Origin of the sequence: Enterobacter sp. JBIWA005 (assembly GCF_019968805.1) — a bacterium.
Classification (GTDB): domain Bacteria; phylum Pseudomonadota; class Gammaproteobacteria; order Enterobacterales; family Enterobacteriaceae; genus Enterobacter; species Enterobacter vonholyi.
On sequence record NZ_CP074159.1, the window covers coordinates 288459 to 314891 of the forward strand.

Annotated in this window: 26 protein-coding genes; 21 read left to right on the forward strand and 5 right to left on the reverse strand. The window is 56.6% G+C overall.

Annotated features, from left to right (window positions below; all coding sequences use genetic code 11):
• The first annotated feature begins 51 nt into the window (after positions 1–51).
• From ugpA to ugpQ, 4 genes are read left to right on the forward strand one after another with little or no spacing between them, the layout of a single operon-like run.
• Complete coding sequence (ugpA, locus tag KGP22_RS01310) at positions 52–939, forward strand: sn-glycerol-3-phosphate ABC transporter permease UgpA (protein ID WP_013099126.1); 888 nt, start codon at positions 52–54, stop codon at positions 937–939.
• A complete protein-coding gene (gene ugpE, locus KGP22_RS01315) occupies positions 936–1781 on the forward strand; it encodes a sn-glycerol-3-phosphate ABC transporter permease UgpE (RefSeq protein ID WP_013099125.1) in 846 nt (281 codons plus the stop codon). Before ugpA ends, ugpE begins: the two co-directional genes overlap by 4 nt.
• Position 1782: 1 nt before the next feature.
• On the forward strand, positions 1783–2853 hold the full coding sequence (locus tag KGP22_RS01320; protein ID WP_223580978.1) for a sn-glycerol-3-phosphate import ATP-binding protein UgpC: 1071 nt from the start codon (positions 1783–1785) through the stop codon (positions 2851–2853).
• Positions 2850–3596: a glycerophosphodiester phosphodiesterase gene (gene ugpQ, locus KGP22_RS01325; protein ID WP_104949664.1), complete on the forward strand. Its 747-nt coding sequence runs from the start codon at positions 2850–2852 to the stop codon at positions 3594–3596. The genes KGP22_RS01320 and ugpQ overlap by 4 nt, the downstream gene beginning before the upstream one ends.
• Here ugpQ and KGP22_RS01330 read toward each other — a convergent pair.
• Entirely contained in the window at positions 3580–3957 is a 378-nt protein-coding gene (locus KGP22_RS01330; protein WP_223580979.1) for a DUF2756 family protein, read from the reverse strand. The genes ugpQ and KGP22_RS01330 overlap by 17 nt on opposite strands.
• 123 nt (positions 3958–4080) lie before the next feature.
• Between KGP22_RS01330 and ggt the strand changes: the two genes are divergently transcribed.
• Positions 4081–5826, forward strand: a complete 1746-nt coding sequence (gene ggt / locus KGP22_RS01335; RefSeq protein WP_223580980.1) for a gamma-glutamyltransferase — start codon at positions 4081–4083, stop codon at positions 5824–5826.
• Positions 5827–5874: 48 nt separating this feature from the next.
• On the opposite strand, the gene yhhY is transcribed toward ggt, so the two are convergent.
• Positions 5875–6363, reverse strand: coding sequence for an N-acetyltransferase (yhhY, locus tag KGP22_RS01340; RefSeq protein ID WP_223580981.1), 489 nt, complete (start codon positions 6361–6363; stop codon positions 5875–5877).
• Positions 6364–6619: 256 nt separating this feature from the next.
• On the opposite strand from yhhY, the gene KGP22_RS01345 reads away from it, so the two are divergent.
• From KGP22_RS01345 to gntU, 5 genes are all read left to right on the forward strand, one after another.
• Positions 6620–7657, forward strand: a complete 1038-nt coding sequence (locus KGP22_RS01345; RefSeq protein ID WP_223580983.1) for an oxidoreductase — start codon at positions 6620–6622, stop codon at positions 7655–7657.
• A 123-nt stretch (positions 7658–7780) separates the two neighbouring features.
• Complete coding sequence (locus KGP22_RS01350; protein ID WP_021242746.1) at positions 7781–8476, forward strand: pirin family protein; 696 nt, start codon at positions 7781–7783, stop codon at positions 8474–8476.
• Between the two features lie 101 nt (positions 8477–8577).
• Complete coding sequence (gntR, locus tag KGP22_RS01355; protein WP_223580985.1) at positions 8578–9573, forward strand: gluconate operon transcriptional repressor GntR; 996 nt, start codon at positions 8578–8580, stop codon at positions 9571–9573.
• 126 nt (positions 9574–9699) lie between these two features.
• A complete protein-coding gene (gene gntK / locus KGP22_RS01360) occupies positions 9700–10227 on the forward strand; it encodes a gluconokinase (RefSeq protein WP_008503362.1) in 528 nt (175 codons plus the stop codon).
• A 3-nt stretch (positions 10228–10230) separates the two neighbouring features.
• Entirely contained in the window at positions 10231–11571 is a 1341-nt protein-coding gene (gene gntU, locus KGP22_RS01365) for a gluconate transporter (protein WP_127729256.1), read from the forward strand.
• A gap of 116 nt (positions 11572–11687) precedes the next feature.
• Here gntU and plsB read toward each other — a convergent pair whose 3' ends face one another.
• A complete protein-coding gene (gene plsB / locus KGP22_RS01370; RefSeq protein WP_223580988.1) occupies positions 11688–14108 on the reverse strand; it encodes a glycerol-3-phosphate 1-O-acyltransferase PlsB in 2421 nt (806 codons plus the stop codon).
• 154 nt (positions 14109–14262) lie between these two features.
• Here plsB and KGP22_RS01375 point away from each other — a divergent pair, with 154 nt between their 5' ends.
• The 4 genes from KGP22_RS01375 (at position 14263) to KGP22_RS01390 (ending at position 17078) form a co-directional block, all read left to right on the forward strand.
• Positions 14263–14631, forward strand: a complete 369-nt coding sequence (locus tag KGP22_RS01375; protein WP_111964212.1) for a diacylglycerol kinase — start codon at positions 14263–14265, stop codon at positions 14629–14631.
• A gap of 108 nt (positions 14632–14739) precedes the next feature.
• Complete coding sequence (lexA, locus tag KGP22_RS01380; RefSeq protein ID WP_111964211.1) at positions 14740–15348, forward strand: transcriptional repressor LexA; 609 nt, start codon at positions 14740–14742, stop codon at positions 15346–15348.
• A 62-nt stretch (positions 15349–15410) separates the two neighbouring features.
• Complete coding sequence (dinF, locus tag KGP22_RS01385; protein WP_223580990.1) at positions 15411–16748, forward strand: MATE family efflux transporter DinF; 1338 nt, start codon at positions 15411–15413, stop codon at positions 16746–16748.
• 120 nt (positions 16749–16868) lie between these two features.
• Positions 16869–17078 (forward strand): CsbD family protein, encoded by a 210-nt coding sequence (locus tag KGP22_RS01390; protein WP_024906712.1) that lies wholly within the window; start codon positions 16869–16871, stop codon positions 17076–17078.
• Positions 17079–17125: 47 nt separating this feature from the next.
• Here the strand turns inward: KGP22_RS01390 and zur are convergent, their stop codons facing one another.
• Positions 17126–17638: a zinc uptake transcriptional repressor Zur gene (gene zur, locus KGP22_RS01395; RefSeq protein ID WP_008503369.1), complete on the reverse strand. Its 513-nt coding sequence runs from the start codon at positions 17636–17638 to the stop codon at positions 17126–17128.
• 115 nt (positions 17639–17753) lie between these two features.
• Between zur and KGP22_RS01400 the strand changes: the two genes are divergently transcribed.
• From KGP22_RS01400 to pspG, 4 genes are all read left to right on the forward strand, one after another.
• Entirely contained in the window at positions 17754–18242 is a 489-nt protein-coding gene (locus tag KGP22_RS01400; protein ID WP_111964208.1) for a cupin domain-containing protein, read from the forward strand.
• A 172-nt stretch (positions 18243–18414) separates the two neighbouring features.
• The gene (locus KGP22_RS01405) at positions 18415–19725 is read left to right on the forward strand and encodes a conjugal transfer protein TraF (RefSeq protein ID WP_111964207.1); all 1311 of its coding nucleotides are present in this window, start codon (positions 18415–18417) and stop codon (positions 19723–19725) included.
• Between the two features lie 82 nt (positions 19726–19807).
• Positions 19808–20803: a tRNA dihydrouridine(20/20a) synthase DusA gene (gene dusA, locus KGP22_RS01410; RefSeq protein WP_223580992.1), complete on the forward strand. Its 996-nt coding sequence runs from the start codon at positions 19808–19810 to the stop codon at positions 20801–20803.
• A 136-nt stretch (positions 20804–20939) separates the two neighbouring features.
• On the forward strand, positions 20940–21182 hold the full coding sequence (pspG, locus tag KGP22_RS01415; protein ID WP_223582365.1) for an envelope stress response protein PspG: 243 nt from the start codon (positions 20940–20942) through the stop codon (positions 21180–21182).
• 184 nt (positions 21183–21366) lie between these two features.
• On the opposite strand, the gene KGP22_RS01420 is transcribed toward pspG, so the two are convergent.
• Positions 21367–22350 (reverse strand): quinone oxidoreductase, encoded by a 984-nt coding sequence (locus tag KGP22_RS01420; RefSeq protein WP_111964205.1) that lies wholly within the window; start codon positions 22348–22350, stop codon positions 21367–21369.
• A 66-nt stretch (positions 22351–22416) separates the two neighbouring features.
• On the opposite strand from KGP22_RS01420, the gene dnaB reads away from it, so the two are divergent.
• The 3 genes from dnaB to tyrB all read left to right on the forward strand — a co-directional run bounded on the left by dnaB (position 22417) and on the right by tyrB (position 26238).
• Positions 22417–23829: a replicative DNA helicase gene (gene dnaB, locus KGP22_RS01425; RefSeq protein ID WP_223580994.1), complete on the forward strand. Its 1413-nt coding sequence runs from the start codon at positions 22417–22419 to the stop codon at positions 23827–23829.
• 16 nt (positions 23830–23845) lie between these two features.
• Positions 23846–24925, forward strand: coding sequence for an alanine racemase (alr, locus tag KGP22_RS01430; RefSeq protein ID WP_032662599.1), 1080 nt, complete (start codon positions 23846–23848; stop codon positions 24923–24925).
• A gap of 119 nt (positions 24926–25044) precedes the next feature.
• Positions 25045–26238, forward strand: a complete 1194-nt coding sequence (gene tyrB, locus KGP22_RS01435; protein WP_223580997.1) for an aromatic amino acid transaminase — start codon at positions 25045–25047, stop codon at positions 26236–26238.
• The last annotated feature ends 195 nt before the right edge of the window (positions 26239–26433 follow it).

Genomic DNA, 26433 nt, shown 5'->3' on the forward strand with positions numbered 1-26433 from the left:
CCCTCTGGGGAGAGGGTTAGGGTGAGGGGGGAATACCTACAGAGCTAACCTATGTCATCATCCCGTCCGGTGTTCCGTTCCCGCTGGCTGCCGTACCTGTTGGTCGCGCCGCAGCTGGTCATCACCGTTATCTTCTTTATCTGGCCTGCGGGCGAAGCGCTGTGGTACTCGGTACAAAGCGTCGATCCGTTTGGGCTTTCCAGCCAGTTTGTTGGCCTGGACAACTTTACCGCGCTATTTCATGACAGCTACTACCTGGACTCCTTCTGGACGACAATTAAGTTCAGCGCGCTGGTCACCGTCAGCGGCCTTGTTGCCTCGCTGTTTTTCGCCGCGCTGGTCGATTACGTGGTGCGCGGCAGCCGCCTGTATCAGACCCTGATGCTGCTGCCTTACGCCGTGGCGCCCGCCGTCGCCGCCGTGCTGTGGATTTTCCTGTTTAACCCCGGTCGCGGGCTGATTACCCACTTCCTGGCTGAGTTCGGCTACGACTGGAACCACGCCCAGAACAGCGGCCAGGCCATGTTCCTGGTGGTGTTCGCCTCGGTGTGGAAGCAGATTAGCTATAACTTCCTGTTCTTCTTTGCCGCGCTGCAGTCCATTCCGCGTTCGCTGGTGGAAGCCGCCGCGATTGACGGCGCAGGACCGATTCGTCGCTTCTTCAGGCTGTCGCTGCCGCTGATCGCCCCGGTGAGCTTCTTCCTGCTGGTGGTTAACCTCGTTTACGCCTTCTTCGACACCTTCCCGGTAATCGATGCGGCCACCGCAGGCGGCCCGGTGCAGGCGACCACCACGCTGATTTACAAAATCTATCGCGAAGGCTTCGCCGGGCTGGATCTCTCGGCCTCTGCCGCGCAGTCCGTCGTGCTGATGTTCCTCGTCATCATCCTCACGGTGGTGCAGTTCCGCTATGTCGAAAGTAAGGTGCGCTACCAATGATTGAGAACCGTCGCGGGCTGACGATTTTCAGCCATACCATGCTGATTTTAGGGATCATCGTCATCCTCTTCCCGCTGTACGTGGCCTTTGTCGCCGCCACGCTGGACACCAAAGCGGTGTTCGATACGCCGATGACGCTGATCCCAGGCACGCATCTTTTCGAGAACATGAAGACCATCTGGACCCAGGGCGTGGGCGCCAACAGCGCGCCGTTCTGGCTGATGATGCTCAACAGCTTCATCATGGCGTTTGGCATTACGGTCGGCAAAATTACGGTGTCGATGCTTTCGGCGTTCGCCATCGTCTGGTTCCGCTTTCCGCTGCGTAACCTCTTCTTCTGGATGATCTTCATCACGCTGATGCTGCCGGTTGAGGTGCGTATCTTCCCGACGGTGGAGGTGATCGCCAACCTGAAGATGCTCGACAGCTACGCGGGCTTAACCCTGCCGCTGATGGCCTCGGCGACCGCCACCTTCCTGTTCCGCCAGTTCTTTATGACCCTGCCGGACGAGCTGATTGAAGCGGCGCGCATCGACGGCGCCTCACCGATGCGCTTCTTCCGCGACATCGTGCTGCCGCTGTCGAAAACCAACCTTGCGGCGCTGTTTGTGATCACCTTTATCTACGGCTGGAACCAGTACCTGTGGCCGCTGCTGATTATTCAGGACGTCAATCTTGGCACCGCCGTGGCGGGCATCAAAGGCATGATTGCCACCGGCGAAGGCACCACCCTCTGGAACCAGGTGATGGCGGCGATGCTGCTCACCCTTATCCCACCCGTAGTCATTGTTTTAGCCATGCAGCGCGCGTTTGTCCGCGGCCTGGTCGATAGCGAGAAATAAGATGGCAGGTTTAAAACTTCAGGCAGTAACCAAAAGCTGGGACGGCAAAACCCAGGTGATCCAGCCGCTGACGCTCGACGTGGCGGACGGGGAGTTTATCGTGATGGTCGGCCCGTCCGGCTGCGGCAAATCCACCCTGCTGCGCATGGTGGCGGGGCTGGAGCGCGTGACCTCCGGGGACATCTGGATTGACCGCCAGCGCGTCACCGAGATGGAGCCGAAAGACAGAGGTATCGCGATGGTCTTCCAGAACTACGCTCTCTACCCGCACATGAGCGTGGAGGAGAACATGGCCTGGGGGCTGAAAATCCGCGGCATGGGCAAAGGCCATATCGAGGAGCGCGTGAAAGAAGCCGCCCGCATTCTGGAGCTGGACGGCCTGCTCAAGCGCCGCCCGCGCGAGCTCTCAGGCGGCCAGCGCCAGCGCGTAGCGATGGGGCGCGCCATCGTGCGCGATCCGGCGGTATTCCTGTTCGACGAGCCGCTCTCTAACCTCGACGCCAAGCTGCGCGTGCAGATGCGTCTTGAGCTGCAGCAATTGCACCGTCGTCTGAAAACCACCTCGCTGTACGTTACCCACGATCAGGTCGAAGCCATGACCCTCGCCCAGCGCGTGATGGTGATGAACAAAGGCGTTGCCGAGCAGATTGGTACCCCGGTGGAAGTGTATGAGAAACCGACTACCCGCTTTGTGGCGAGCTTTATCGGCAGCCCGGCGATGAACCTGCTGGAAGGGCGTATCAGCAGCGCGGGCTCGCACTTTGAGCTGGAAAGCGGGATGGCATTGCCAATCAACTGGTACTATCGTGGCTACGCCGGGCGTAAGATGACGCTCGGTATCCGCCCGGAACATATCGGTTTAACCTCTCAGGCGGAAGGCGGCGTGCCGCTGGTGATGGACACGCTGGAGATGTTGGGTGCAGATAACCTGGCGCACGGGCGCTGGGGCGAGCAAAAGATGGTGGTGCGTCTGGCGCATCAGGAGCGCCCTAAAGCAGGCAGCACGCTGTGGCTGCACCTGCCGGAAAATCATCTGCACCTGTTTGACGGTGAAACAGGACAACGAGTATGAGCAACTGGCCTTATCCCCATGTCGTCGCCCACCGGGGCGGCGGTAAGCTGGCGCCGGAAAACACGCTGGCGGCGATTGACGTCGGCGCGCGCTACGGTCACACGATGATCGAGTTCGACGCCAAGCTGTCGAAAGACGGCGAAATTTTCCTGCTGCATGACGATAACCTCGAACGCACCAGCAACGGCTGGGGCGTGGCGGGCGAGCTGCCGTGGCGCGATCTGCTGAAAGTCGACGCCGGAAGCTGGTACAGCGGCGAATTCAAAGGCGAACCACTGCCGCTGCTGACGGAAGTAGCCGATCGCTGTCGCCAGCACGGCATGATGGCCAATATCGAAATCAAACCGACCACCGGCACCGGGCCGCTGACCGGCAAAGTGATTGCCCTTGCCGCGCGCGAGCTGTGGGAAGGGATGACCGCGCCGCTGCTCTCCTCGTTTGAAATTGACGCACTGGAAGCGGCACAGGCGGCCGTACCGGAGCTGCCGCGCGGGCTGCTGCTTGACGAGTGGCGCGAGGACTGGCGCGAGCTGACGACGCGCTTAGCGTGCGTCTCTATTCATCTCAACCACAAGCTGCTGGATGAGGCGCGGGTGAAGATGCTGAAGGACGCGGGTCTGCATATTCTGGTTTACACCGTCAATAAACCCCAGCGCGCGGCCGAACTGCTGCGCTGGGGGGTGGACAGCATCTGCACCGATGCAATCGACCTGATCGGCCCGGACTTTAGTTCTGCGGATTAAGCATACTGCCATTCGACTGCGGCGGCAGCATATGCTGCTGTCCGCTACCTGACGACGTCATTCCCCCTAACATCCCGCCGTTTTTATTTGGCAACGGTTGCTCGCGCACCTGGCCCTGCTGCACGCGCTGGGTGTTGGCGTTCATCTGATTTTGCAGGCTTTGCTGCTGCACCTGGGTCTGCGTTCTCAGCTGCTGATTCAGCATCCCTTTTTGCTGCTGCTGCTGGCTCATCATCTCGGTCTGCATACGCTGCTGGCTCGGGATGACGTAACCCTGCTGATTCGGGTTATTCATGGTGTTGAGGGGCTGTGCGAGCGCGGCATAGGGGATCAGCGCCGTAAGAATCAATAAGCGTTTCATTGTCATTTCCTCCTCTTGAGGTCTCTCTTAAGTTTACCCTGATTTCACCATGACGATGATTTTTTAGGAGTTGTGAACCAGGCTTAAGCGGGGAATATGGATCCCTTCACCTGGAGAACAATAATGATGAAACCAACGTTTTTGCGCTGGGTCGCCCTCGCCGCGCTGATGGCTGGCGGTACATTTAGCGTGGCGGCGAACCCGCCCGCGGCGCCTCCGGTCTCTTACGGCGTGGAGGAAGATGTTTTTCATCCCGTGCGGGCAACCCACGGCATGGTGGCATCCGTGGATGCGCTGGCGACCCGCGTGGGCGTCGATATTCTCAGACAGGGCGGTAACGCGGTGGATGCCGCGGTCGCCGTCGGCTACGCGCTGGCGGTAACGCATCCGCAGGCGGGGAACCTGGGCGGCGGCGGCTTTATGATGCTGCGCACCAAAGACGGGAAAACCACCGCCATCGACTTCCGTGAAATGGCGCCTTCTCAGGCGTCACGGGACATGTTCCTTGATGACCAGGGCAACCCTGACAGTAAAAAATCCCTGACCTCGCATCTCGCGTCCGGCACGCCGGGCACCGTTGCGGGCTTCTCGCTGGCGCTGGAAAAATACGGCACGATGCCGCTGAACAAGGTTGTTCAGCCTGCCATCAAGCTGGCGCGGGAGGGCTTTATGGTGAATGACGCGCTGGCAGACGACCTCAAAACCTACGGTAGCGAAGTCATTCCGAATCACGAAAACAGCAAGGCCATCTTCTGGAAAGACGGTGAACCGCTGAAGAAGGGCGATAAGCTGGTGCAAAAAAACCTCGCTAAAAGCCTGGAGCTGATTGCGGAGCACGGTCCGGACGCCTTCTACAAAGGGGCGATTGCCGACCAGATTGCGGAAGAGATGCAGAAGAACGGCGGGCTCATCACCAAAGCGGATCTGGCGGACTACAGGGCGGTGGAGCGCGAGCCGATTAGCGGCACCTACCGCGGCTACGAGGTGTTCTCCATGCCGCCGCCGTCTTCCGGGGGCATTCACATCGTGCAGATCCTCAACATTCTTGAAAACTTCGATATGCACAAGTTCGGCTTTGGCAGCGCGGATGCCATGCAAATAATGGCGGAAGCGGAAAAACGCGCCTATGCCGACCGCTCAGAATATCTCGGCGATCCGGACTTCGTGAAGGTGCCGTGGCAGGCGCTGACCAACAAGGCGTATGCCAAATCCATTGCCGATCAGATCGACATCAACAAGGCCAAACCGTCGAGCGAGATCCGCCCCGGCAAGCTGGCGCCGTATGAAAGCAACCAGACCACCCACTTCTCGGTGGTGGATAAAGACGGTAACGCGGTGGCGGTGACCTATACGCTCAACACCACCTTCGGAACCGGGATTGTGGCGGGCAACAGTGGCATTCTGCTGAACAACGAGATGGATGACTTCTCCGCCAAGCCGGGCGTGCCGAACGTCTACGGGCTGGTCGGCGGCGATGCGAATGCGGTAGGGCCGAAGAAACGTCCGCTGTCGTCCATGTCGCCCACCATTGTTGTGAAAGAAGGCAAAACCTGGCTGGTAACCGGCAGCCCGGGCGGCAGCCGAATTATCACCACAGTATTGCAGATGGTGGTGAACAGCATTGACTTTGGGATGAACGTCGCCGAAGCCACTAACGCCCCGCGTTTCCACCACCAGTGGCTGCCGGACGAGCTGCGCGTCGAGAAGGGCTTTAGCCCGGACACCATTAAACTGCTTGAGCAGCGTGGGCAGAAGGTGGCGGTGAAAGAGGCGATGGGCAGCACCCAGAGCATTATGGTGGGGCCGGACGGAGCGCTGTTTGGCGCATCAGATCCGCGGTCGGTGGATGATTTGTCGGCGGGGTATTGATTATTCCCCTCACCCTAACCCTCTCCCCATAGGGGAGAGGGCAGTGTGTCACTTTACTCTCGCCATATAATACGCATCCACATACTCGCCGTTGCGCAGGGCATAGCGCTTGCCGGTGCCTTCAATTTCGAACCCGTGTTTTTTGTACACCGCAATCGCCGGTTCGTTATCGACAAACACCGTCAGCTCAATGCGGTCAACGCGCAGCCAGTTATCGCACATATCAATCATGGTGCGCATCAGCGCGCTGGCAACGCCCCGGTTTTGCCACTGCGCGCCGACACAAATCCCAAAATCAGCCACATGGCTGCGGCGTGGGCGTTGCGCGACGGCGATGCACAGATGCCCAGCGACATGACCATCTATACAGGCGACCAGTTGCTTAATGCCGGGCTGGTCGGTGAGTCGTTCTTGCCACATTTGCTCAGACGGATGAGGAACCTGTAGTGTGTTGTGGTACACCTCCGGCTGGGCGTGGATCTGACGAATGGCGTCATAATCTTTCGGTTCCGCATGGCGTATCACTATCTCACTCATTCCTTGTTCCTCAGTCAGTTAAAAGTCCCTTCCAACATCAATGACTTTAAAATTTGAGTCAACCGCTATTTTTTGCAAAAAGTATTGGACAAGTGCGAATGAGAATGATTATTATTGCTCTGCATTCAGGAAGACCGCTACGGGAACCTGAAAGCACGACATTGCTCACATTGCTTCCAGTATTACTTTAGCCAGCTTTTAGCTGGCTTTTTTTTTGTTATGGTTAGACTCAGTAACCTTCCAAAAGGACTGAGCCATGACACTACATTGCGCATTTATTGGATTTGGTAAAAGCACCACCCGCTATCACCTGCCGTATGTCCTCAACCGTAAAGACAGCTGGCATGTGGCCCATATCTACCGCCGCCACGCGAAGCCGGAAGAGCAATCTCCGCAGTACTCCCACATCCACTTCACCAGCGATCTCGATGAGGTGCTTAACGATCCGCTGGTCAATCTGGTGGTTGTTTGCACCCACGCTGACAGCCATTTTGACTATGCCAAACGCGCGCTCAATGCGGGCAAAAACGTGCTGGTAGAAAAGCCGTTTACCCCGACCATCGCCGAAGCGAAAGAGCTGTTCGCGCTGGCGAAAAGTAAAGGCCTGACCGTCACGCCGTATCAGAACCGGCGCTTTGACAGCTGCTTCCTGACGGCGAAAAAGGCGATTGAAAGCGGCAAGCTGGGCGACATCGTGGAAATCGAAAGCCACTTCGATTACTACCGTCCTGTGGCGGAAACGCAACCCGGACTGCCGCAGGATGGTTCGTTCTATGGTCTGGGCGTGCACACCATGGACCAGATCATCTCCCTGTTTGGCCGACCGGACCACGTGGCGTATGACATTCGCAGCCTGCGCAACAAAGCCAATCCGGACGATACCTTTGAAGCGCAGCTGTTCTACGGCGACCTTAAAGCTATCGTCAAAACCAGCCACCTGGTGAAGATCGACTACCCGAAATTTATCGTTCACGGCACTAAAGGTTCGTTTATCAAATACGGTATCGACCAGCAGGAGACCAGCCTGAAGGCCAATATCATGCCCGGTCAACCTGGCTTTGCGGCGGACGATTCCGTGGGCGTGCTGGAGTATGTGAACGATGAGGGCGTGACGGTCAAAGAAACGCTGAAGCCGGAAACTGGCGACTATGGCCGCGTCTACGATGCGCTGTTTGAGACCCTCACAAACGGCACGGCGAATTACGTCAAGGAATCTGACGTTCTGACCAACCTGGAAATCCTTGAACGGGCCTTCGAGCAGGCTTCTCCTGCCACGATAACCCTCGTTAAATAAGCAAAAACGGCTCCTCTGCGCTTGTTCATAATTTTTGAACAGAGGAGTCAATTTTCACCCTCTATGATCCCAGGCGGTTTGCGTCCACACTTACTCCATCGAAACGAACTGAGGGTGAAAACAATGATCTACTTACGCAAAGCAAACGAACGTGGTCACGCGAATCATGGCTGGCTGGACTCATGGCATTCATTCTCGTTTGCCGACTACTACGACCCGAACTTCATGGGCTTCTCCGCGCTGCGCGTTATTAACGACGACGTGATTGATGCAGGCCAGGGCTTCGGTACCCACCCGCACAAAGACATGGAAATCCTGACCTATGTGCTGGAAGGCGCGGTTGAGCACCAGGACAGCATGGGCAACAAAGAGCAGGTTCCGGCGGGCGAGTTCCAGATTATGAGCGCGGGTACCGGGGTGCGTCACTCCGAGTACAACCCGAGCAAAACGGAAAAACTGCACCTGTATCAAATCTGGATCATTCCAGAAGAGACCGGCATCACGCCGCGCTACGAGCAGCGCCGCTTCGACGCCAAACAGGGCAAACAGCTGGTGCTGTCCCCGGATGCGCGTGAAGGTTCCCTGAAAGTGCATCAGGATATGGAGCTGTACCGCTGGGCGCTGGCGAAAGACGAACAGTCCGTGCATCAGATTGCCGCTAACCGCCGCGTCTGGATCCAGGTGGTGAAAGGTGACGTGTCCATCAACGGGACCAAAGCGACAACCGCCGATGGTCTGGCCATCTGGGACGAGCAGGCGATCTCCGTGCATGCCGACAGCGAAAGCGAAATTCTGCTGTTTGACCTGCCGCCGGTGTAATAAAACATAAATAAATCCCCATCCTTCCCTTTCACAGGGGAAGGATGGGCTTTGTCCGTGGTAAACTGAGCAAATCTCTCACTTCAAGATTTCTCAGGACGATGAAAAAGAAACGCCCCGTACTTCAGGATGTCGCCGATCGCGTCGGTGTGACCAAAATGACGGTCAGCCGTTTTTTACGTAACCCGGAACAGGTTTCCGTGGCGTTACGTGGCAAGATTGCCCCTGCCCTTGATGAACTGGGTTACATCCCCAACCGTGCACCCGATATTCTCTCCAATGCGACCAGCCGCGCGGTGGGCGTTCTGCTTCCTTCTCTGACCAACCAGGTTTTCGCCGAAGTATTACGTGGAATCGAAAGCGTCACCGATGCGTTTGGCTACCAGACCATGCTCGCCCACTACGGGTACAAGCCGGAACTCGAAGAGGAACGTCTTGAGTCGATGCTTTCCTGGAACATTGACGGCCTGATTTTAACCGAACGAACCCACACTGCCCGCACGCTCAAAATGATTGAAGTGGCCGGTATCCCAGTCGTGGAGCTGATGGACAGCCAGTCGCCGTGCCTCGACATCGCCGTGGGGTTTGATAACTTCGAAGCGGCGCGTCAGATGACGGCGGCCATTATCGCCCGCGGGCACCGTCATATCGCCTATCTGGGTGCGCGTCTTGATGAACGTACTATCATCAAACAGAAGGGATACGAGCAGGCGATGCTTGACGCGAACTTAACCCCCTACAGCGTGATGGTGGAGCAGTCCTCTTCCTATACGTCGGGTATTGAGCTGATGCGTCAGGCACGACGTGAGTATCCGCAACTGGACGGTATTTTCTGTACCAACGATGACCTTGCGGTCGGCGCAGCATTTGAGTGTCAGCGTCTGGGGCTGAAGATCCCTGATGATATGGCGATCGCCGGTTTCCACGGCCACGACATTGGCCAAGTGATGGAGCCGCGTCTGGCGAGCGTCCTGACCCCGCGTGAGCGTATGGGCCGCATTGGCGCAGAACGCCTGCTGGCGCGCATTCGTGGCGAGACGGTGACCCCGAAAATGTTAGATTTAGGTTTCACCTTGTCACCGGGTGGATCTATTTGAACTGACAAATTTGAAGTAGCTCACACTTATTCACTTCGCGCACGTTTGGATATTGCTTCTCTTTTGCCCCGGCAGGACAATGTTACCGATAACTGTTACCCGTAACAATTGACTGAGGGACACCCTTTGAGCACGACTAATCACGATCACCACGTCTACGTCCTGATGGGCGTTTCCGGTAGCGGGAAATCAGCCGTGGCCAGCGAAGTGGCGCATCAACTCCAGGCTGCGTTTCTTGATGGCGACTTCCTCCATCCGCGCAGCAACATCATGAAAATGGCCTCCGGCGAGCCGCTGAACGATGACGACCGCAAACCGTGGTTGCAGGCGCTGAATGACGCCGCGTTCGCGATGCAGCGTACCAATAAAGTCTCCCTGATCGTCTGCTCCGCGCTGAAAAAAACCTACCGCGACCTGCTGCGTGACGGCAACCCAAACCTCTCTTTCATCTACCTGAAAGGGGATTTCGAGGTGATTGAAAGCCGCCTGAAGGCGCGTAAAGGTCACTTCTTCAAAACCCAGATGCTGGTGACGCAGTTTGAAGCGCTGCAGGAGCCGGGTGAAGACGAAAAAGACGTCTTAGTGGTTGATATCGATCAGTCACTGGAGGGTGTTGTTGCCAGCACCATCGAGGTCATTAATAAAAGGCAGTAAGTTTTGAGTACATTAACGCTAGTTTTGACAGCAGTGGGTTCGGTATTGCTGCTGCTGTTTTTAGTGATGAAGGCGCGCATGCACGCCTTTGTTGCTTTGATGGTGGTTTCTATTGGTGCTGGTCTCTTTTCCGGTATGCCGCTCGACAAGATCGCCGCGACAATGGAAAAAGGGATGGGCGGTACGCTGGGCTTCCTGGCGATTGTGGTCGCGCTGGGCGCGATGTTTGGCAAGATTTTGCACGAGACGGGCGCGGTCGACCAGATTGCCGTCAAGATGCTGAAATCCTTTGGCCACAGCCGTGCGCACTACGCGATTGGCCTGGCAGGGCTGATTTGCGCGCTGCCGCTGTTCTTCGAAGTGGCCGTTGTGCTGCTGATAAGCGTCGCATTCTCCATGGCGCGCCATACTGGTACTAACCTCGTGAAGCTGGTCATTCCGCTGTTTGCGGGGGTGGCGGCGGCTGCGGCGTTTCTGCTGCCGGGGCCTGCGCCGATGCTGCTGGCCTCCCAGATGCACGCCGACTTTGGCTGGATGATCCTGATAGGCCTGTGCGCGGCAATTCCGGGAATGATTATCGCCGGCCCGCTCTGGGGTAACTTCATCAGCCGTTACGTTGAGCTGCATATTCCGGATGACGTCACCGAGCCGCACCTGGGCGAGGGCAAAATGCCGTCCTTCGGCTTCAGCCTGTCGCTGATCCTGCTCCCGCTGGTTCTCGTGGGTCTGAAAACCATCGCCGCGCGCTTTGTGCCGGTGGGTTCTACCGCGTACGAATGGTTTGAGTTCATCGGTCACCCGTTCACGGCGATCCTGGTGGCGTGCCTGGTGGCGATTTACGGCCTGGCGATGCGTCAGGGGATGCCAAAAGACCGGGTGATGGAGATCTGCGGTGCCGCGCTGCAGCCTGCGGGTATTATCCTGCTGGTGATTGGTGCCGGCGGCGTGTTCAAGCAGGTACTGGTGGATTCCGGCGTGGGGCCGGCTCTGGGCGAAGCGCTGACCGGGATGGGCCTGCCGATTGCGGTAACCTGCTTTGTCCTGGCGGCGGCGGTTCGTATCATTCAGGGTTCCGCCACCGTGGCGTGTTTAACCGCCGTGGGTCTGGTGATGCCGGTGATTGAACAGCTGAACTACTCCGGTGCCCAGATGGCCGCGCTCTCTATCTGTATCGCGGGCGGTTCGATTGTGGTCTCTCACGTTAACGACGCCGGCTTCTGGCTGTTCGGTAAGTTTACCGGCGCCACCGAAGCGCAAACCCTGAAAACCTGGACGCTGATGGAAACCATACTCGGCACGACGGGTGCGATTGTCGGGATGATTGCCTTTACGCTGCTCAGCTAAATGCAATGATTTAACAAGGCAGAAAAAAAGGCCCGGTAGCGTTAACGCTTACCGGGCCTTTTATTATGCAGAACGTCAGGCCGGGTCAGGTGAAACCATCACCCGGCTTTTTAACATCACTCGCCCTGTGTGGCGCTCTCAATCGTCAAGCGCACGTCCGAGGTAATCAGCTCTGCGAGCATCTGGTAAACCTTCAGCGTCTCTTCCGGCTCGGCATCGCCTGTATCGCTGATGAAGCCTTCATCACGCAGCGTCAGCACCAGAGAACTGAAGACTGCTTTGTCGAAGAATTCAGGGGCGTTAATGCCGTGCAGAACGGACAGGCGCTGGGCCAGCGTCCGGCTTTCTTTCTCCAGCGTACCGCGGTTGATGGACGGGTTCGCACTCAGCAGCCAGAACGTAATGGCGTAGCGCTGCAGCGTTTCACGCGCACCGGCCGCCAGCAGCTGCAGGGTACGGGAGCGTGACGGATTGATGTGCAGCTCGTCGTTTGAAACGGTGATCAGCCCCTGGCGACGCATCTCTTCCGTCATCTTGTCCAGTTCTGTCGCCAGCTCATCCCTACTCCAGCGCAGGAACAGCTCCGCTTTCAGCATCGGATAGATGGTCTCAAGATGGCGCAGTAGCTCCTGACGGGAAATATGTCGATGCTGGGTAATAATGGCGGCCATTAGCGACGGCAGCATCAGCATATGCGTGATGTTGTTGCGGTAGTAGGTCATCAGCACCGCCTGCTCGCGCGGCAGAATGATGATGTCGCCGATCGTGTCCTTTTCGACTTCAAACTTATTCATCTGAAGCGCGTGATCGATAAGCTCACTGGCGGTCGCAGAAGGTACGGTCGAATCAACCGAATACGGTACGTTCCGCATCATATCCAGATAGCAATCCAGCTGCTCTGTGAGCTGTTCACGGGTCAGCGAGCGCTGGCGCGAAGCCAGAAGCGCCGTACAGCACAGGTTCATGGCGTTAGCCGCACCGGCGTTGTTAATGCGCACCATCAGCTCGGACGCGATGCCGTTAACCGTTGGCGTCAGCCAGGCCGGACGCACCGCTTCGATAGGATCGATGGACTCGCGCCACTCCGGAACGTGATGGTTCAGGTACGTCATCAGCGGCATCGGCTCGCCGAAGTTAACGTAGCCCTGACCAAGATTGCGCAACTTGCTCAAGCCGCGCAGCATCTGCGGCAGGCTCTCTTTCTCTTTGGTCGCGCCACGCAGCTCTTTCGCGTACGTGCCCACTTCCATCACGTGCTCGTAGCCAATGTAGATAGGCACCAGCGTGATCGGACGGGTACCTCCGCGCAGCATGGCCTGGATGGTCATCGACAGCGTGCCGGTCTTCGGATCGAGCAGACGACCGGTACGGGAACGCCCGCCTTCAACGAAGTACTCCACGGAATAGCCGCGGCTGAACAGCTCGCCCAGATACTCGCGGAACACGGTAGAGTAGAGCTTGTTGCCCTTGAAGGTACGACGAATAAAGAACGCGCCCAGGCGACGGAAGATTGGGCCCGCCGGCCAGAAGTTCAGGTTGATACCGGCAGCAATGTGCGGTGGTACCAGCCCCTGGTGATAGAGCACGTAGGAGAGAAGCAGATAGTCCATGTGGCTGCGGTGGCAGGGGACATAAACAATCTCATGGCCATCATGCGCCAGTTGGCGTACACGTTCTGCGTTATGAACGTTGATGCCCTGGTACAGGCGGTTCCAGGTAAAGCCGAGAATACGATCGGACAGGCGAATCATCTCGTAAGAGAAGTTCGCTGCGATCTCCTCCATCAGCGCAATGGCGTTCTGCTGAGCTTTCTCATGCGAAATTTTCTTGCTGCGCGCTTCATCTTCAACGGCGCGGGCAATCGCTTTGGAAGCCAGCAGCTTGTTGAACAGATCCTGACGCGCCGGGAGGCGTGGCCCTACGGCAGCCAGGCGCTGACGGGCGAAGTGCATACGCGCCACGCGCGCCAGTTTTTGCGCGATGATCTTGTCGGTGCCGTGCTCGTCCGCCATGCGACGCAGCGAAACAGAAGGGGAGAAACGCACAAAGCTGTCGCGTCCCAGCCAGGAGACCGCGAAGAACTTCTGGATGCCGTTAAGCATGCGCAGCGGCGGGTTCTCTTCACCTTTTTCGCGGCCCGGACGACGACCAAACATCACCGATACCGGCACCATCTGCACATCCAGATCGGGATTGCTGCGGTGCAGGTCGAGATAGTCATGGAACAGCTTGATGGACTCTTCTTTCGGCGTGTAATAGGTAAACACGCGCGGCCCGCCGTGGATGAACACGTAGCGCGGCAGCAGCGTGCCGTCAACTTCCAGCGGTTCAAGCGGATCTGGTAAGTCATGCGCCAGACACTGGGCGCGAAGCGTCAGTAAGTCAGCCTTCGAGTTATAAGGCAAAACGTACATAATGGGACGCGACGTATCGAGCCCCAGTTCCAGCGCGGGTTCTGCTGGGATAGACTTGCTTTTTACCAGGATGCTTAATGGTAAATTAAGTAATTTGTAGTAAATTCGTGGCCAGCCGGACATAAACGATGTAAAGCCTCTGGTTAATAATGCAATTGCGGCGCAAGGATAACAGAAAGCGCGCAAAATTTCTGTTGTTACCCGTCATACTTCAGGCTGTAGCGAAACGCGCTACGGCCCCTGTTACTGACGCTCTTTTTTAAAAAAGGTTCTTTTAATGGCCAATAATACCACTGGGTTAACACGTATCATCAAAGCCGCCGGCTATTCATGGAAAGGTTTCCGTGCCGCATGGGCCAACGAGGCCGCGTTTCGCCAGGAGGGCGTCGCCGCTATCATCGCGGTGATCGTCGCCTGTTTCCTTGATGTTGATGCTATTACCCGCGTACTTCTTATCGGTTCCGTACTTCTGGTGATGATAGTGGAAATTCTTAATAGCGCTATTGAGGCCGTTGTGGATCGCATCGGTTCAGATTTCCATGAGCTTTCTGGCCGCGCAAAAGACATGGGATCTGCTGCCGTGTTACTGGCGATTATCACTGCCGTTATTACCTGGGTCACGCTGCTTTGGTCACATTTCCGATGAGCCTCGAGGAATAATTAAGTCCCTGGTTTTTTGTGCAGTTTTTGGTTCCAAAATCGCCTTTGACTGTATATACTCACAGCATAACTGTATATACACCCAGGGGGCGGAATGAAAGCGTTAACGACCAGGCAGCAAGAGGTGTTTGATCTCATCCGGGATCATATCGGCCAGACGGGTATGCCACCTACGCGTGCGGAAATCGCGCAGCGTCTGGGTTTCCGTTCTCCGAATGCTGCCGAAGAACACCTGAAAGCGCTGGCGCGTAAAGGCGTGATTGAGATTGTATCAGGCGCGTCACGCGGTATCCGACTGCTGGTAGAAGAAGAGACGGGCATTCCGCTGGTAGGTCGTGTAGCTGCCGGTGAGCCTTTACTGGCACAGCAGCATATTGAAGGTCATTATCAGGTCGATCCAGCCATGTTCAAGCCGAGCGCTGATTTTCTGCTGCGCGTTAGCGGCATGTCGATGAAAGACATCGGTATTCTTGACGGCGATCTGCTTGCGGTACATAAAACGCAGGATGTGCGTAACGGCCAGGTGGTTGTCGCGCGCATTGACGATGAAGTCACCGTCAAACGTCTGAAAAAACAGGGTAACACCGTTCAGTTGCTGCCTGAAAACAACGAGTTCACCCCAATTGTGGTCGATCTCCGCGAACAGAACTTCTCTATCGAAGGTCTGGCAGTAGGCGTGATTCGTAACGGTGAATGGCTGTAATCTCTTCCTGACAGGCTACGCTTCCGCTGTAGCCTGTTCATCTACCTTTCCCGGTATTTCGCATGTCACTACTGACGGCATCAGATAAGGCATTGTGGCGTCTTGCCCTGCCGATGATTTTCTCCAATATTACCGTGCCTTTGCTGGGACTGGTTGATACTGCCGTTATAGGCCATCTTGATTCACCGGTTTATCTTGGCGGCGTGGCGATTGGCGCGACGGCAACCAGCTTCCTGTTTATGCTGTTGCTCTTTTTACGCATGAGCACCACCGGTCTTACCGCACAGGCTTATGGTGCGAAAGATCCGCTGCGTCTGGCGCGCGCGCTGGTGCAGCCGCTGATACTCGCGCTTGGCGCGGGTGCATTAATCGTTGTATTGCGGACACCCCTGATCGATCTTGCGCTTCATATCGTTGGCGGCAGCGAGGCGGTACTGGATCAGGCGCGACGTTTCCTTGAAATCCGGTGGCTCAGCGCGCCAGCGTCGCTGGCTAACCTGGTTCTGCTGGGGTGGCTACTGGGCGTTCAGTATGCCCGGGCGCCAGTGATTTTGCTGGTGGTGGGCAACCTTCTCAACATTGTGCTGGATATCTGGCTGGTGATGGGCCTGCATATGAACGTGCGGGGCGCGGCGCTGGCGACGGCGATTGCCGAATACGGGACCTTTATCATTGGCTTGTGGATGGTCTGGCGCGTGCTGTCGATGCGCGGGATCTCTCTGGCGCTGCTCAAAACCGCATGGCGCGGCAATATCCGTAAGCTGCTGGCCCTCAACCGTGACATCATGCTGCGCTCGCTGCTTCTTCAGCTCTGCTTCGGCGCGCTGACGGTTTTCGGGGCTCGACTGGGGCCAGAAATCGTGGCGGTCAACGCGATATTGATGACGTTTCTGACCTTTACCGCCTATGCGCTGGACGGTTTTGCCTACGCGGTTGAAGCGCATTCCGGGCAGGCGTACGGTGCGCGAGAAAGCGGGCAGCTTCAGGATGTCTGGCGGGCAGCCTGCCGTCAGTCGGGACTGGTGGCGCTGGCCTTTGGTCTGGTTTACGCCTGCTTTGGTGAGCAGATCGTTGCATTGCTGACGTCTATACCTGCTCTGCGCGAGCTGGCGAGTCACTATCTCCTCTGGCAAGTCATCTTACCGGTGGTCGGCGTCTGGTGTTATCTGCTGGACGGCATGTTTATTGGTGCGACGCGCGGAGCGGAAATGCGCAACAGCATGGCGGTCGCGGCGGCAGGGTTTGGTCTGACGCTGCTAACGCTTCCCTGGCTGGGTAATCACGGTTTGTGGCTGGCCCTGGCCGTCTTCCTCTCGCTGCGCGGGTTATCGCTGGCGTTTATCTGGCACCGCCACTGGCAAAACGATACCTGGTTCTCTTCGCGCCACGATATATCGTGACGGTTAAAGATTCCGAATATGAAATTAAGTACGGAATCCTTAACTACAATAATTATCACGTCCAGCAGAAAAGAACGTAACGGACGTTACGACCCGACGCTTAACTAAGAGGACACGATGATGAATAAAGACGAAATCGGCGGCAACTGGAAGCAGTTCAAAGGTAAAGCGAAAGAAAAGTGGGGTAAGCTGACTGATGACGATATGACCGTCATTGAAGGTAAACGCGATCAGCTTGTCGGTAAAATTCAGGAACGTTACGGCTACGCGAAAGATCAGGCGGAAAATGAAGTCAAAGACTGGGAAACCCGTAACGACTACCGCTGGTAACGCTGAATAACCCACAGGGCGGCTCTAAGCCGCCTTTTCTTTTGCCGTTAACGCGGCTTTTTCTTCACCAGAATAGAGTGGTCGTGCTGACACGCGTCCTGATGGCGACAGGCTTCCACCTCCACGCACGCGGAACAGAGCCCGTGCGCCTCAATCACGTTATGACGCAGGGCAAACCCCATTTTCGCTGCCAGCGTATGCATAATGTCTTCCACGCCTTCCGCAGCCTCTTCTTTCACCACGCCGCAGCGGTCACAGATAAACATCGCCGATGTGTGGGTGGGCTGATCGAACAGATGGCACAGCACATAGCTGTTTGTGGATTCCACCTTGTGCACGAACCCTTGTTCCAGCAGGAAATCCAATGCGCGATAAACCGTCGGCGGCTTTGCCTGCGGCTCGCTTTCGCGGAGCAGGTCGAGCAGATCGTAGGCGCTGATAGCACCCTGCTGCAGGCTCATCAGGCGTAATACTTCAAGGCGCTGCGGAGTCAGGCGCACATTGCGTTGCGCACACAGCTTTTCGGCCTGCGCTAACAGCTCTTTTGTGGACTTATCCATGTAGCACCCCGGATGTTATAGGACGGAAAACCCTCACTTTATCATGTTCTGGTAAAAACGCCGAGATCCGCCAGTCTGTGCTATACCTGACCCATTACAAACCGGGAAATAAACAATGAAAAAACCTGACTGTATTCGACACTGGCGCGACCTTGAAGGCGCGGATGATTCGACCTATCCCGACAGCGATGAGCTTTTTTCTATCGGCGCCCCGTTGGCTCGAAAGCTTGGGCTCGGGCGTATTGGCATCCATCATGAGCGCCTGCCGCCTGGGCGCAGGACGTCCTATCCGCACGCGGAGAGCGACGAAGAAGAGTTTATTTACGTGCTTGAAGGCCACCCTGACGCCTGGATTAATGGCTACTTGTGGAAGCTGGAGCCTGGCGACAGCGTAGGTTTTCCCGCCGGTACCGGCATCTGTCATACCTTTATCAACAACACGGACGATGAGGTTCGGCTCCTGGTCGTTGGCGAGGCCAACAAGAAGCACAACCGCATCTACTACCCGCTCAACCCCGTGTATGCCGCCACGCGGGAAGATCGCTGGGTAGATCATCCCCCGCAGTTTTTTGGACCGCATGATGGAAAACCTGGGAAAAAATAATTTCCTCTTCTATAAATATTGAGGGCCGTCACAAAATATAACAGGCCGTAAGGGAGTTTTACTTAGGGAAAGAAATAGCGGGTCTTTTACTACTTATTCACAGCAATAGTTCGTTCCTGTTTGGGTGATAACAGACAGGGGTTATTTCATAACAGACTATAACGGGCATACTGTGAAAAAAAATTTTAAATTTTCGGTGGTTAGCATTGCTGTCTCCTTGTTTATGGCAAATCAGGCGGGAGCAGCCAATACCTGGACAGAATCACGCAGCGACGCAATGGGTGGCACCGGCGTGGCTTCGGGAAGCTATGGTAGTGGGGCGTTAATCAACCCCGCGCTGCTGGCAAAGGCAAAGCCGGACGATGATGTGACGGTCATATTGCCTTCGGTTGGCGCGCAAATCACGGATGAAGACAATCTTCAGGACGAGATTGATACCATCAACGACAAAATCAATCACTACAAGGATGTGGTTGATAATCTCACGCCAAGAGAAATTATCACCAATCCATTAGGTTCCATTAATCAATTCCAGGGCGCGGCCAAAGATCTGGCCGATGAGCTGGACTATCTCAAAGGCAAAACCGCACGCGCAACGGCAGGGGCAGGGCTTGCGGTGAGTATCCCTAACGATGTCCTTTCGGTAGCCTTCATGGCGAAAGGCTATGCCCATGGCCGGGTGAGCTCGTCTATCGATCAGCAGGATATTGATTACCTTCGCGGTATTCAACGCAGTAATGTGGTGGCTGCCGGTGTTGCACTGGACGCTGCGCTGAACGGCACGGATCAGATCACCAAAAATCTCAACTCAACGGCATCCGGCCGGGCGGCGATTGTCTCCGACTATGGTGTTGCCGTTGCCCGTCAGTTTGACCTCGGCGGCGTCCCTGTTTCCGTGGGCGTGACGCCAAAGCTGCAAAAAACCTGGGTCTATAACTACACCACGTCAATCTACGATTACGACAGTAACAAGTGGAACGATAGCCGCTACCGCACTGACGATACGGGCTTTAACGTGGATGCCGGTATTGCGGCTGATTTCGGCGAACACTGGACCGTTGGCGTGAGCGGACAAAACCTGATGTCGCGTGATATCGACACCAAAGATATCCGTATCCGCAATGGCCGTACGGGAGAAGTGGTGAGCTACAAAGACACCTATCAGATCCGCCCGCTGGTAACCGCCGGTGCCGCCTGGCACAACGACCTTGTGACGCTGACCGCCGATGGCGATCTGACCGAAACCAAAGGCTTCAAGAGCGAAGATACGTCGCAGTACGTGGGTGTCGGTGCCGAGGTGACGCCGCTGAGCTGGCTGGCGGTCCGTGCGGGTTATCGTGCAGACGTGAAGGGTAACGACAGCAATGTCTTTACCGGCGGTGTCGGTTTCGCGCCGTTTAGCACCGTGCATGTTGATCTGATGGGCCTGTACGGTGAAGACGAAACCTGGGGCGCAGGGGCTCAGCTGAGCATGACGTTCTAAAGTCCACCGGAGGCGCTGCGCCTCCGGCTTTTCTTTGTGCTATAGTAGCGCCCCTTTTCCACCAGATGCTTAAAACTTCGCCATGTCGTCAGAATCACAGACCGCTTTCCCCGCACACCGTTTCTCCATTGCGCCGATGCTCGACTGGACGGACAGACACTGCCGCTATTTCCTGCGCCAGCTCTCCCGCCATACGCTGCTGTACACCGAAATGGTGACCACAGGCGCAATCATTCACGGGAAGGGCGACTATCTGGCCTATAGCGAAGAAGAGCATCCGGTTGCCCTGCAGCTGGGCGGCAGCGATCCGGCCGCGCTGGCGCAGTGCGCGAAGCTGGCGGAAGCGCGCGGCTACGACGAGATCAACCTGAACGTTGGCTGCCCGTCCGACCGTGTGCAAAACGGTATGTTCGGCGCTTGCCTGATGGGGAACGCGCAGCTGGTGGCGGACTGTATCAAGGCGATGCGCGATGCGGTCTCCATTCCGGTCACGGTCAAAACCCGTATCGGGATTGACGACCAGGACAGCTACGAATTCCTGTGCGACTTCATCGATACGGTCTCCGGAAAGGGCGAATGCGAGATGTTCATCATCCACGCGCGAAAAGCCTGGCTCTCCGGCCTGAGCCCGAAAGAGAACCGTGAGATCCCGCCGCTGGACTACCCGCGCGTGTATCAACTGAAGCGTGACTTCCCGCACCTGACGATGTCGATCAACGGCGGCATTAAGTCGCTGGAAGAGGCCAAAGCGCATCTGGCGCATATGGATGGCGTGATGGTTGGCCGCGAGGCGTACCAGAACCCGGGCATTCTGGCGACGGTCGATCGCGAAATCTTTGGTATCGAAGGTTCAGACACCGATCCGGTTGGCGTCGTGCGTGCGATGTACCCTTATATTGAGCGAGAGTTGAGTAACGGTACGTATCTCGGCCACATCACCCGCCATATGCTGGGTCTGTTCCAGGGTATACCGGGCGCGCGTCAGTGGCGCCGCTACCTGAGTGAGAATGCGCATAAAGCCGGGGCCGATATTGAGGTGCTGGAACATGCGCTGCGACTGGTGGCAGACAAGCGATAACTTTCGCTAAAAGTTCGTCTAATTGACCACGCCCTGCGAGTTCTCGCGAGGTGTTTTGCTTTAAGAACAAAACGTTAGCTTTGGCATGGATCTTGTAATGCTTAATGCATTACTCGGGAACTCGTGGGAGAGCACCATGCTGGAACTACTTTTTGTGATTGGCTTTTTTGTCATGCTGTTAGCGACAGGCGTTTCGCTGCTCGGCATTCTGGCGGCTATCGTGGTGGCGACGGTGGTCATGGTTGTTGGCGGACTGTTTGCGCTGACGATCAAACTGCTGCCGTGGTTACTGCTGGCCATTGCGGTGGTGTGGGTGATTCGGTCGATTAAATCGCCAAAAGTGCCCGGTTATCAGCGCAATAACCGCTTTCGTTACTAAGGTATTGAGGGGTTCGTCACATAGTTGTAACTTTTCCGGCAGCATGGCTTAGAACAGAATAGGATTTACTTATCGAATCTGTCACTATGACTGCCGTTAAAGAATTCATCGTGCTGTACCCTACATACAGCCGAACTAAAAAAAGAAAGGGCTTCCCACGGGAAGCCCAATTTCTTTTTGGGGCTCAGGGAATCAACAGGCTCGACCCCTGCGTCGCCCGGCTCTCCAGCACCTCATGCGCGCGCTGCGCATCGGTCAGCGCGAATTTCTGCGCATCTGCCACGTCCACTTTGATGACACCGCTGGCGATCAGCGAGAACAGCTCGTTGCTGGCTTCCTCAAGTTCTTCCCGGTTGGTGATGTAGCCCTGCAGGGAAGGGCGCGTGACGTACAGCGAACCTTTCTGATTCAGAATACCGAGATTCACGCCGGTGACAGCGCCTGACGCATTGCCGAAGCTCACCATCAGCCCACGACGCTGCAGACAGTCCAGCGACGCTTCCCAGGTGTCTTTCCCAACCGAGTCATACACGACGCGCACCTTTTTGCCGCTGGTGATCTCCTTCAGCCGTTCGACAATGCTCTCTTCACGGTAGTTAATCACCTGCCAGGCGCCCGCCTGCAGCGCGCGCTGCGCTTTTTGGGCATTGCCCACGGTGCCGATCAGTTTTGCGCCCAGGGCTTTTGCCCACTGACAGGCGATGAGCCCGACGCCGCCCGCCGCGGCATGAAACAGGAACTGCTCGTCGGGTTTAATTTCATAGGTTTTACGCAGCAGGTAGTAAACGGTTAAGCCTTTCAGGAACGAGGCCGCCGCCTGCTCAAAGGAGATGGCGTTGGGCAGCAGGGCGGCTTTATCCGCCGGGACGTTGTGGACGGAGCTGTAAGCGCCCAGCGCTGACTGCGCATATACCACGCGGTCGCCCTCTTTAATATGCTTAACCGCGCTGCCCACTTTGATGACGACACCGGCTGCCTCGGTGCCCAGTCCGCTCGGCATCGATGGAGGCGGGTAGAGCCCGCCGCGAATATAGGTGTCGATGTAGTTTATGCCTATGGCTTTGTTTTCAACCTGCACTTCGTTTTCGCCAGGCGCGGTGGGGGTGAACTCCACCGCTTTGAGTACGTCTGGCCCACCGTGTTTCTGGAATTCAATGCGCGTTGCCATGCTCCCTCCGTAAGAAAAATATGGTAATCTTTCGACCCACTCTTTATCTCGGTAACTCCATTCACTATGGCAGGAAACAAACCCTTCAACAAACAGACTGAACCTCGCGAGCGTGATTTCCAGGTCGCAGGGTTAAAGGTCCCGCCGCACTCGATTGAAGCGGAACAGTCGGTGTTGGGCGGTTTAATGCTGGATAACGAGCGCTGGGACGACGTCGCCGAGCGCATCGTGGCGGAAGATTTCTACACCCGCCCGCACCGCCACATCTTTACCGAAATGGCGCGTCTGCAGGAGTCGGGCAGCCCGATCGACCTGATCACGCTCGCGGAATCACTGGAGCGTCTTGGTCAGCTTGACAGCTGCGGTGGGTTTGCCTATCTGGCGGAACTGTCAAAAAACACGCCTAGTGCGGCGAACATCAGCGCTTATGCCGATATCGTGCGCGAACGTGCCGTCGTCCGCGAGATGATCTCGGTGGCGAACGAGATCGCCGAAGCCGGTTTTGATCCGCAGGGGCGCACCAGCGAAGACCTGCTTGACCTTGCCGAGTCCCGCGTTTTTAAAATCGCCGAAAGCCGCGCCAACAAAGACGAAGGCCCAAAAAATATCGCCGATGTGCTCGACGCCACCGTCGCCCGTATCGAACAGCTGTTCCAGCAGCCTCACGACGGTGTGACCGGGGTGAACACCGGCTATGACGATCTCAACAAGAAAACCGCCGGTCTGCAGCCGTCGGATTTGATCATCGTCGCCGCGCGTCCGTCGATGGGTAAAACGACATTTGCGATGAACCTCGTCGAAAACGCGGCGATGTTGCAGGATAAGCCGGTGCTGATCTTCAGCCTTGAGATGCCCTCCGAGCAGATTATGATGCGTTCTCTGGCATCGCTGTCTCGCGTGGATCAGACCCGCATCCGTACCGGCCAGCTTGATGATGAAGACTGGGCGCGCATCTCCGGCACCATGGGCATTCTGCTGGAAAAACGTAACATCTATATCGATGACTCTTCCGGCCTGACGCCGACGGAAGTGCGCTCCCGCGCGCGTCGTATCGCCCGTGAACACGGTGGCATCGGCCTCATCATGATCGACTACCTTCAGCTGATGCGCGTCCCGTCGCTTTCAGACAACCGTACGCTGGAAATTGCGGAGATTTCCCGCTCGCTCAAGGCGTTAGCCAAAGAGCTGCACGTGCCGGTGGTCGCGCTGTCGCAGCTGAACCGCTCCCTGGAACAACGCGCCGACAAGCGCCCGGTCAACTCCGACCTGCGTGAATCCGGCTCCATCGAGCAGGATGCCGACTTAATCATGTTCATCTACCGTGATGAGGTTTATCACGAGAACAGCGACCTGAAAGGGATCGCCGAAATTATTATTGGTAAACAACGTAACGGCCCAATCGGGACGGTGCGTCTGACCTTTAACGGACAGTGGTCGCGTTTCGACAACTATGCCGGTCCTCAATATGATGATGAGTAATTTCTAAGGAATTCAAATGCAAGCGGCAACTGTTGTTATTAACCGCCGCGCTCTGCGACACAACCTGCAACGTCTGCGTGAACTGGCGCCTGCCAGCAAGCTCGTTGCAGTCGTGAAAGCGAACGCTTACGGACACGGTCTTCTTGAGACCGCGCGAACGCTCCCCGATGCCGATGCCTTTGGCGTCGCCCGTCTTGAAGAAGCCCTCCGCTTGCGCGCGGGGGGGATTACCCAACCGATTCTCCTCCTCGAAGGCTTTTTCGAAGCCAGCGATCTGCCAACCATTGCTGACCAGCATCTGCACACGGCGGTACACAATGAAGAACAGCTGGCCGCACTTGAAACCGCCGAGCTGAGCGAGCCGGTGACCGTCTGGATGAAGCTCGACACGGGCATGCACCGTCTGGGCGTGCGTCCTGAAAGCGCGGAAGCGTTTTACCAGCGTTTATGCCGGTGCAAAAACGTGCGCCAGCCGGTGAATATTGTTAGCCACTTCGCCCGTGCCGATGAGCCCGAGTGCGGTGCAACCGAGCGGCAGCTGGATATCTTTAATACCTTCTGCGAAGGCAAGCCGGGGATGCGCTCGATCGCAGCTTCCGGCGGGATCCTGCTGTGGCCGCAGTCGCACTTCGACTGGGCGCGACCGGGTATCATCCTTTACGGCGTATCACCGCTGGAGAACAAGCCCTGGGGGCCGGATTTTGGCTTCCAGCCGGTCATGTCGCTGGTCTCTAACCTGATTGCCGTGCGTGACCATAAAGCGGGTGAGCCGGTGGGCTACGGCGGTACCTGGACCAGCGAGCGTGATACCCGTCTTGGCGTGGTGGCGATGGGCTATGGCGACGGCTATCCCCGTGCCGCGCCGTCGGGTACGCCGGTTCTGGTCAACGGTCGAGAGGTGAAGATCGTTGGCCGCGTGGCGATGGACATGATTTGTGTCGATCTGGGGCCTGAAGCCCAGGATAAGCCCGGCGACGATGTGGTGATGTGGGGTGAAGGTTTACCCGTTGAGCGTATTGCTGAAATAACAAAAGTAAGTGCTTACGAACTCATCACCCGCCTGACGTCGCGGGTGGCGATGAAGTACATTGATTGAACCGCCAATGGAGTGAGGTTTTTATCCTCGCTCCAACTTTATTAACATCCTCTCGACCTTCACCTGCTTCCGGTTTATTGTTGAAATCCCTGCCTCATCGAATTCCGGAGAACCATCGCGTGTTTCAGAAAGTTGACGCCTATGCCGGCGACCCTATCCTCTCCTTAATGGAGCGTTTCAAAGAAGATCCTCGTAGCGACAAAGTGAACCTCAGCATCGGTCTGTATTACAACGAGGATGGCATCATTCCTCAATTAAAAGCCGTTGCCGAAGCCGAAGCGCGTCTGAACGCTGTTCCACACGGCGCTTCTCTTTATCTGCCAATGGAAGGGCTAAACGCTTATCGCAACACCATTGCACCGCTGCTGTTCGGCGCCGATCACGCGGTGCTCGCGCAAAAACGCGTGGCGACCATCCAGACGCTGGGCGGCTCGGGTGCGCTGAAAGTGGGTGCAGACTTCCTGAAAAAATACTTCCCGGATTCAGGCGTGTGGGTCAGTGACCCGACGTGGGAAAACCACGTTGCGATCTTCGAGGGCGCAGGCTTTAAGGTCGAGACCTATCCATGGTTCGACAGCAAAACTAACGGCGTGCGCGTTGAAGCGCTGTTGGAAAAACTGAACACGCTGCCGGCGCGCAGTATTGTGCTGCTGCACCCATGCTGCCATAACCCGACCGGTGCAGATCTCACTAACGCCCAGTGGGATGCGGTGATTGAGGTACTGAAGGCCCGTGACCTGATCCCGTTCCTCGACATTGCCTACCAGGGATTTGGCGCGGGCATGGAAGAAGATGCTTACGCCATCCGCGCCGTAGCCAGCGCCGGGCTGCCTGCTCTGGTTAGTAACTCCTTCTCTAAAATCTTCTCCCTGTACGGTGAACGCGTTGGCGGTCTGTCCGTAGTGTGTGAGGATGCCGAAGCAGCCAGCCGCGTGCTCGGCCAGCTGAAAGCGACGGTACGCCGTATCTACTCCAGCCCGCCAAACTTTGGTGCGCAGGTGGTGGCGACGGTTCTCGGTGACGAGCAGCTGAAAGCGTCCTGGCTTGGCGAAGTGGAAGCGATGCGTAAGCGCATTCTTTCGATGCGTCAGGAACTGGTTAACGTCCTGAAAGAGGCGGTGCCGGGACATAACTTCGACTATCTGCTCAAGCAGCGCGGGATGTTCAGCTATACCGGACTGAGCGCGGCGCAGGTCGATCGCCTTCGCGAAGAGTTCGGCGTTTATCTCATCGGCAGCGGCCGTATGTGCGTGGCGGGTCTGAATTCCAGCAACGTTCATCGCGTGGCGCAGGCGTTTGCTGCTGTAATGTAAGTACTCACTATTCATTTTCCCCTCTCCCTGTGGGAGAGGGTTGGGGTGAGGGCATCAGGCCGCACAAGAATCTTGCCCGGTTACCGGGCCTACACGTCACATCTGCGCTTTGTGATCATCTTCTTTTTATTCATCTTCATAAGTAAAAACTCCTTCCCTTCACCTCCCGCTGGGGTTATGGTCGGATAGTTTTTT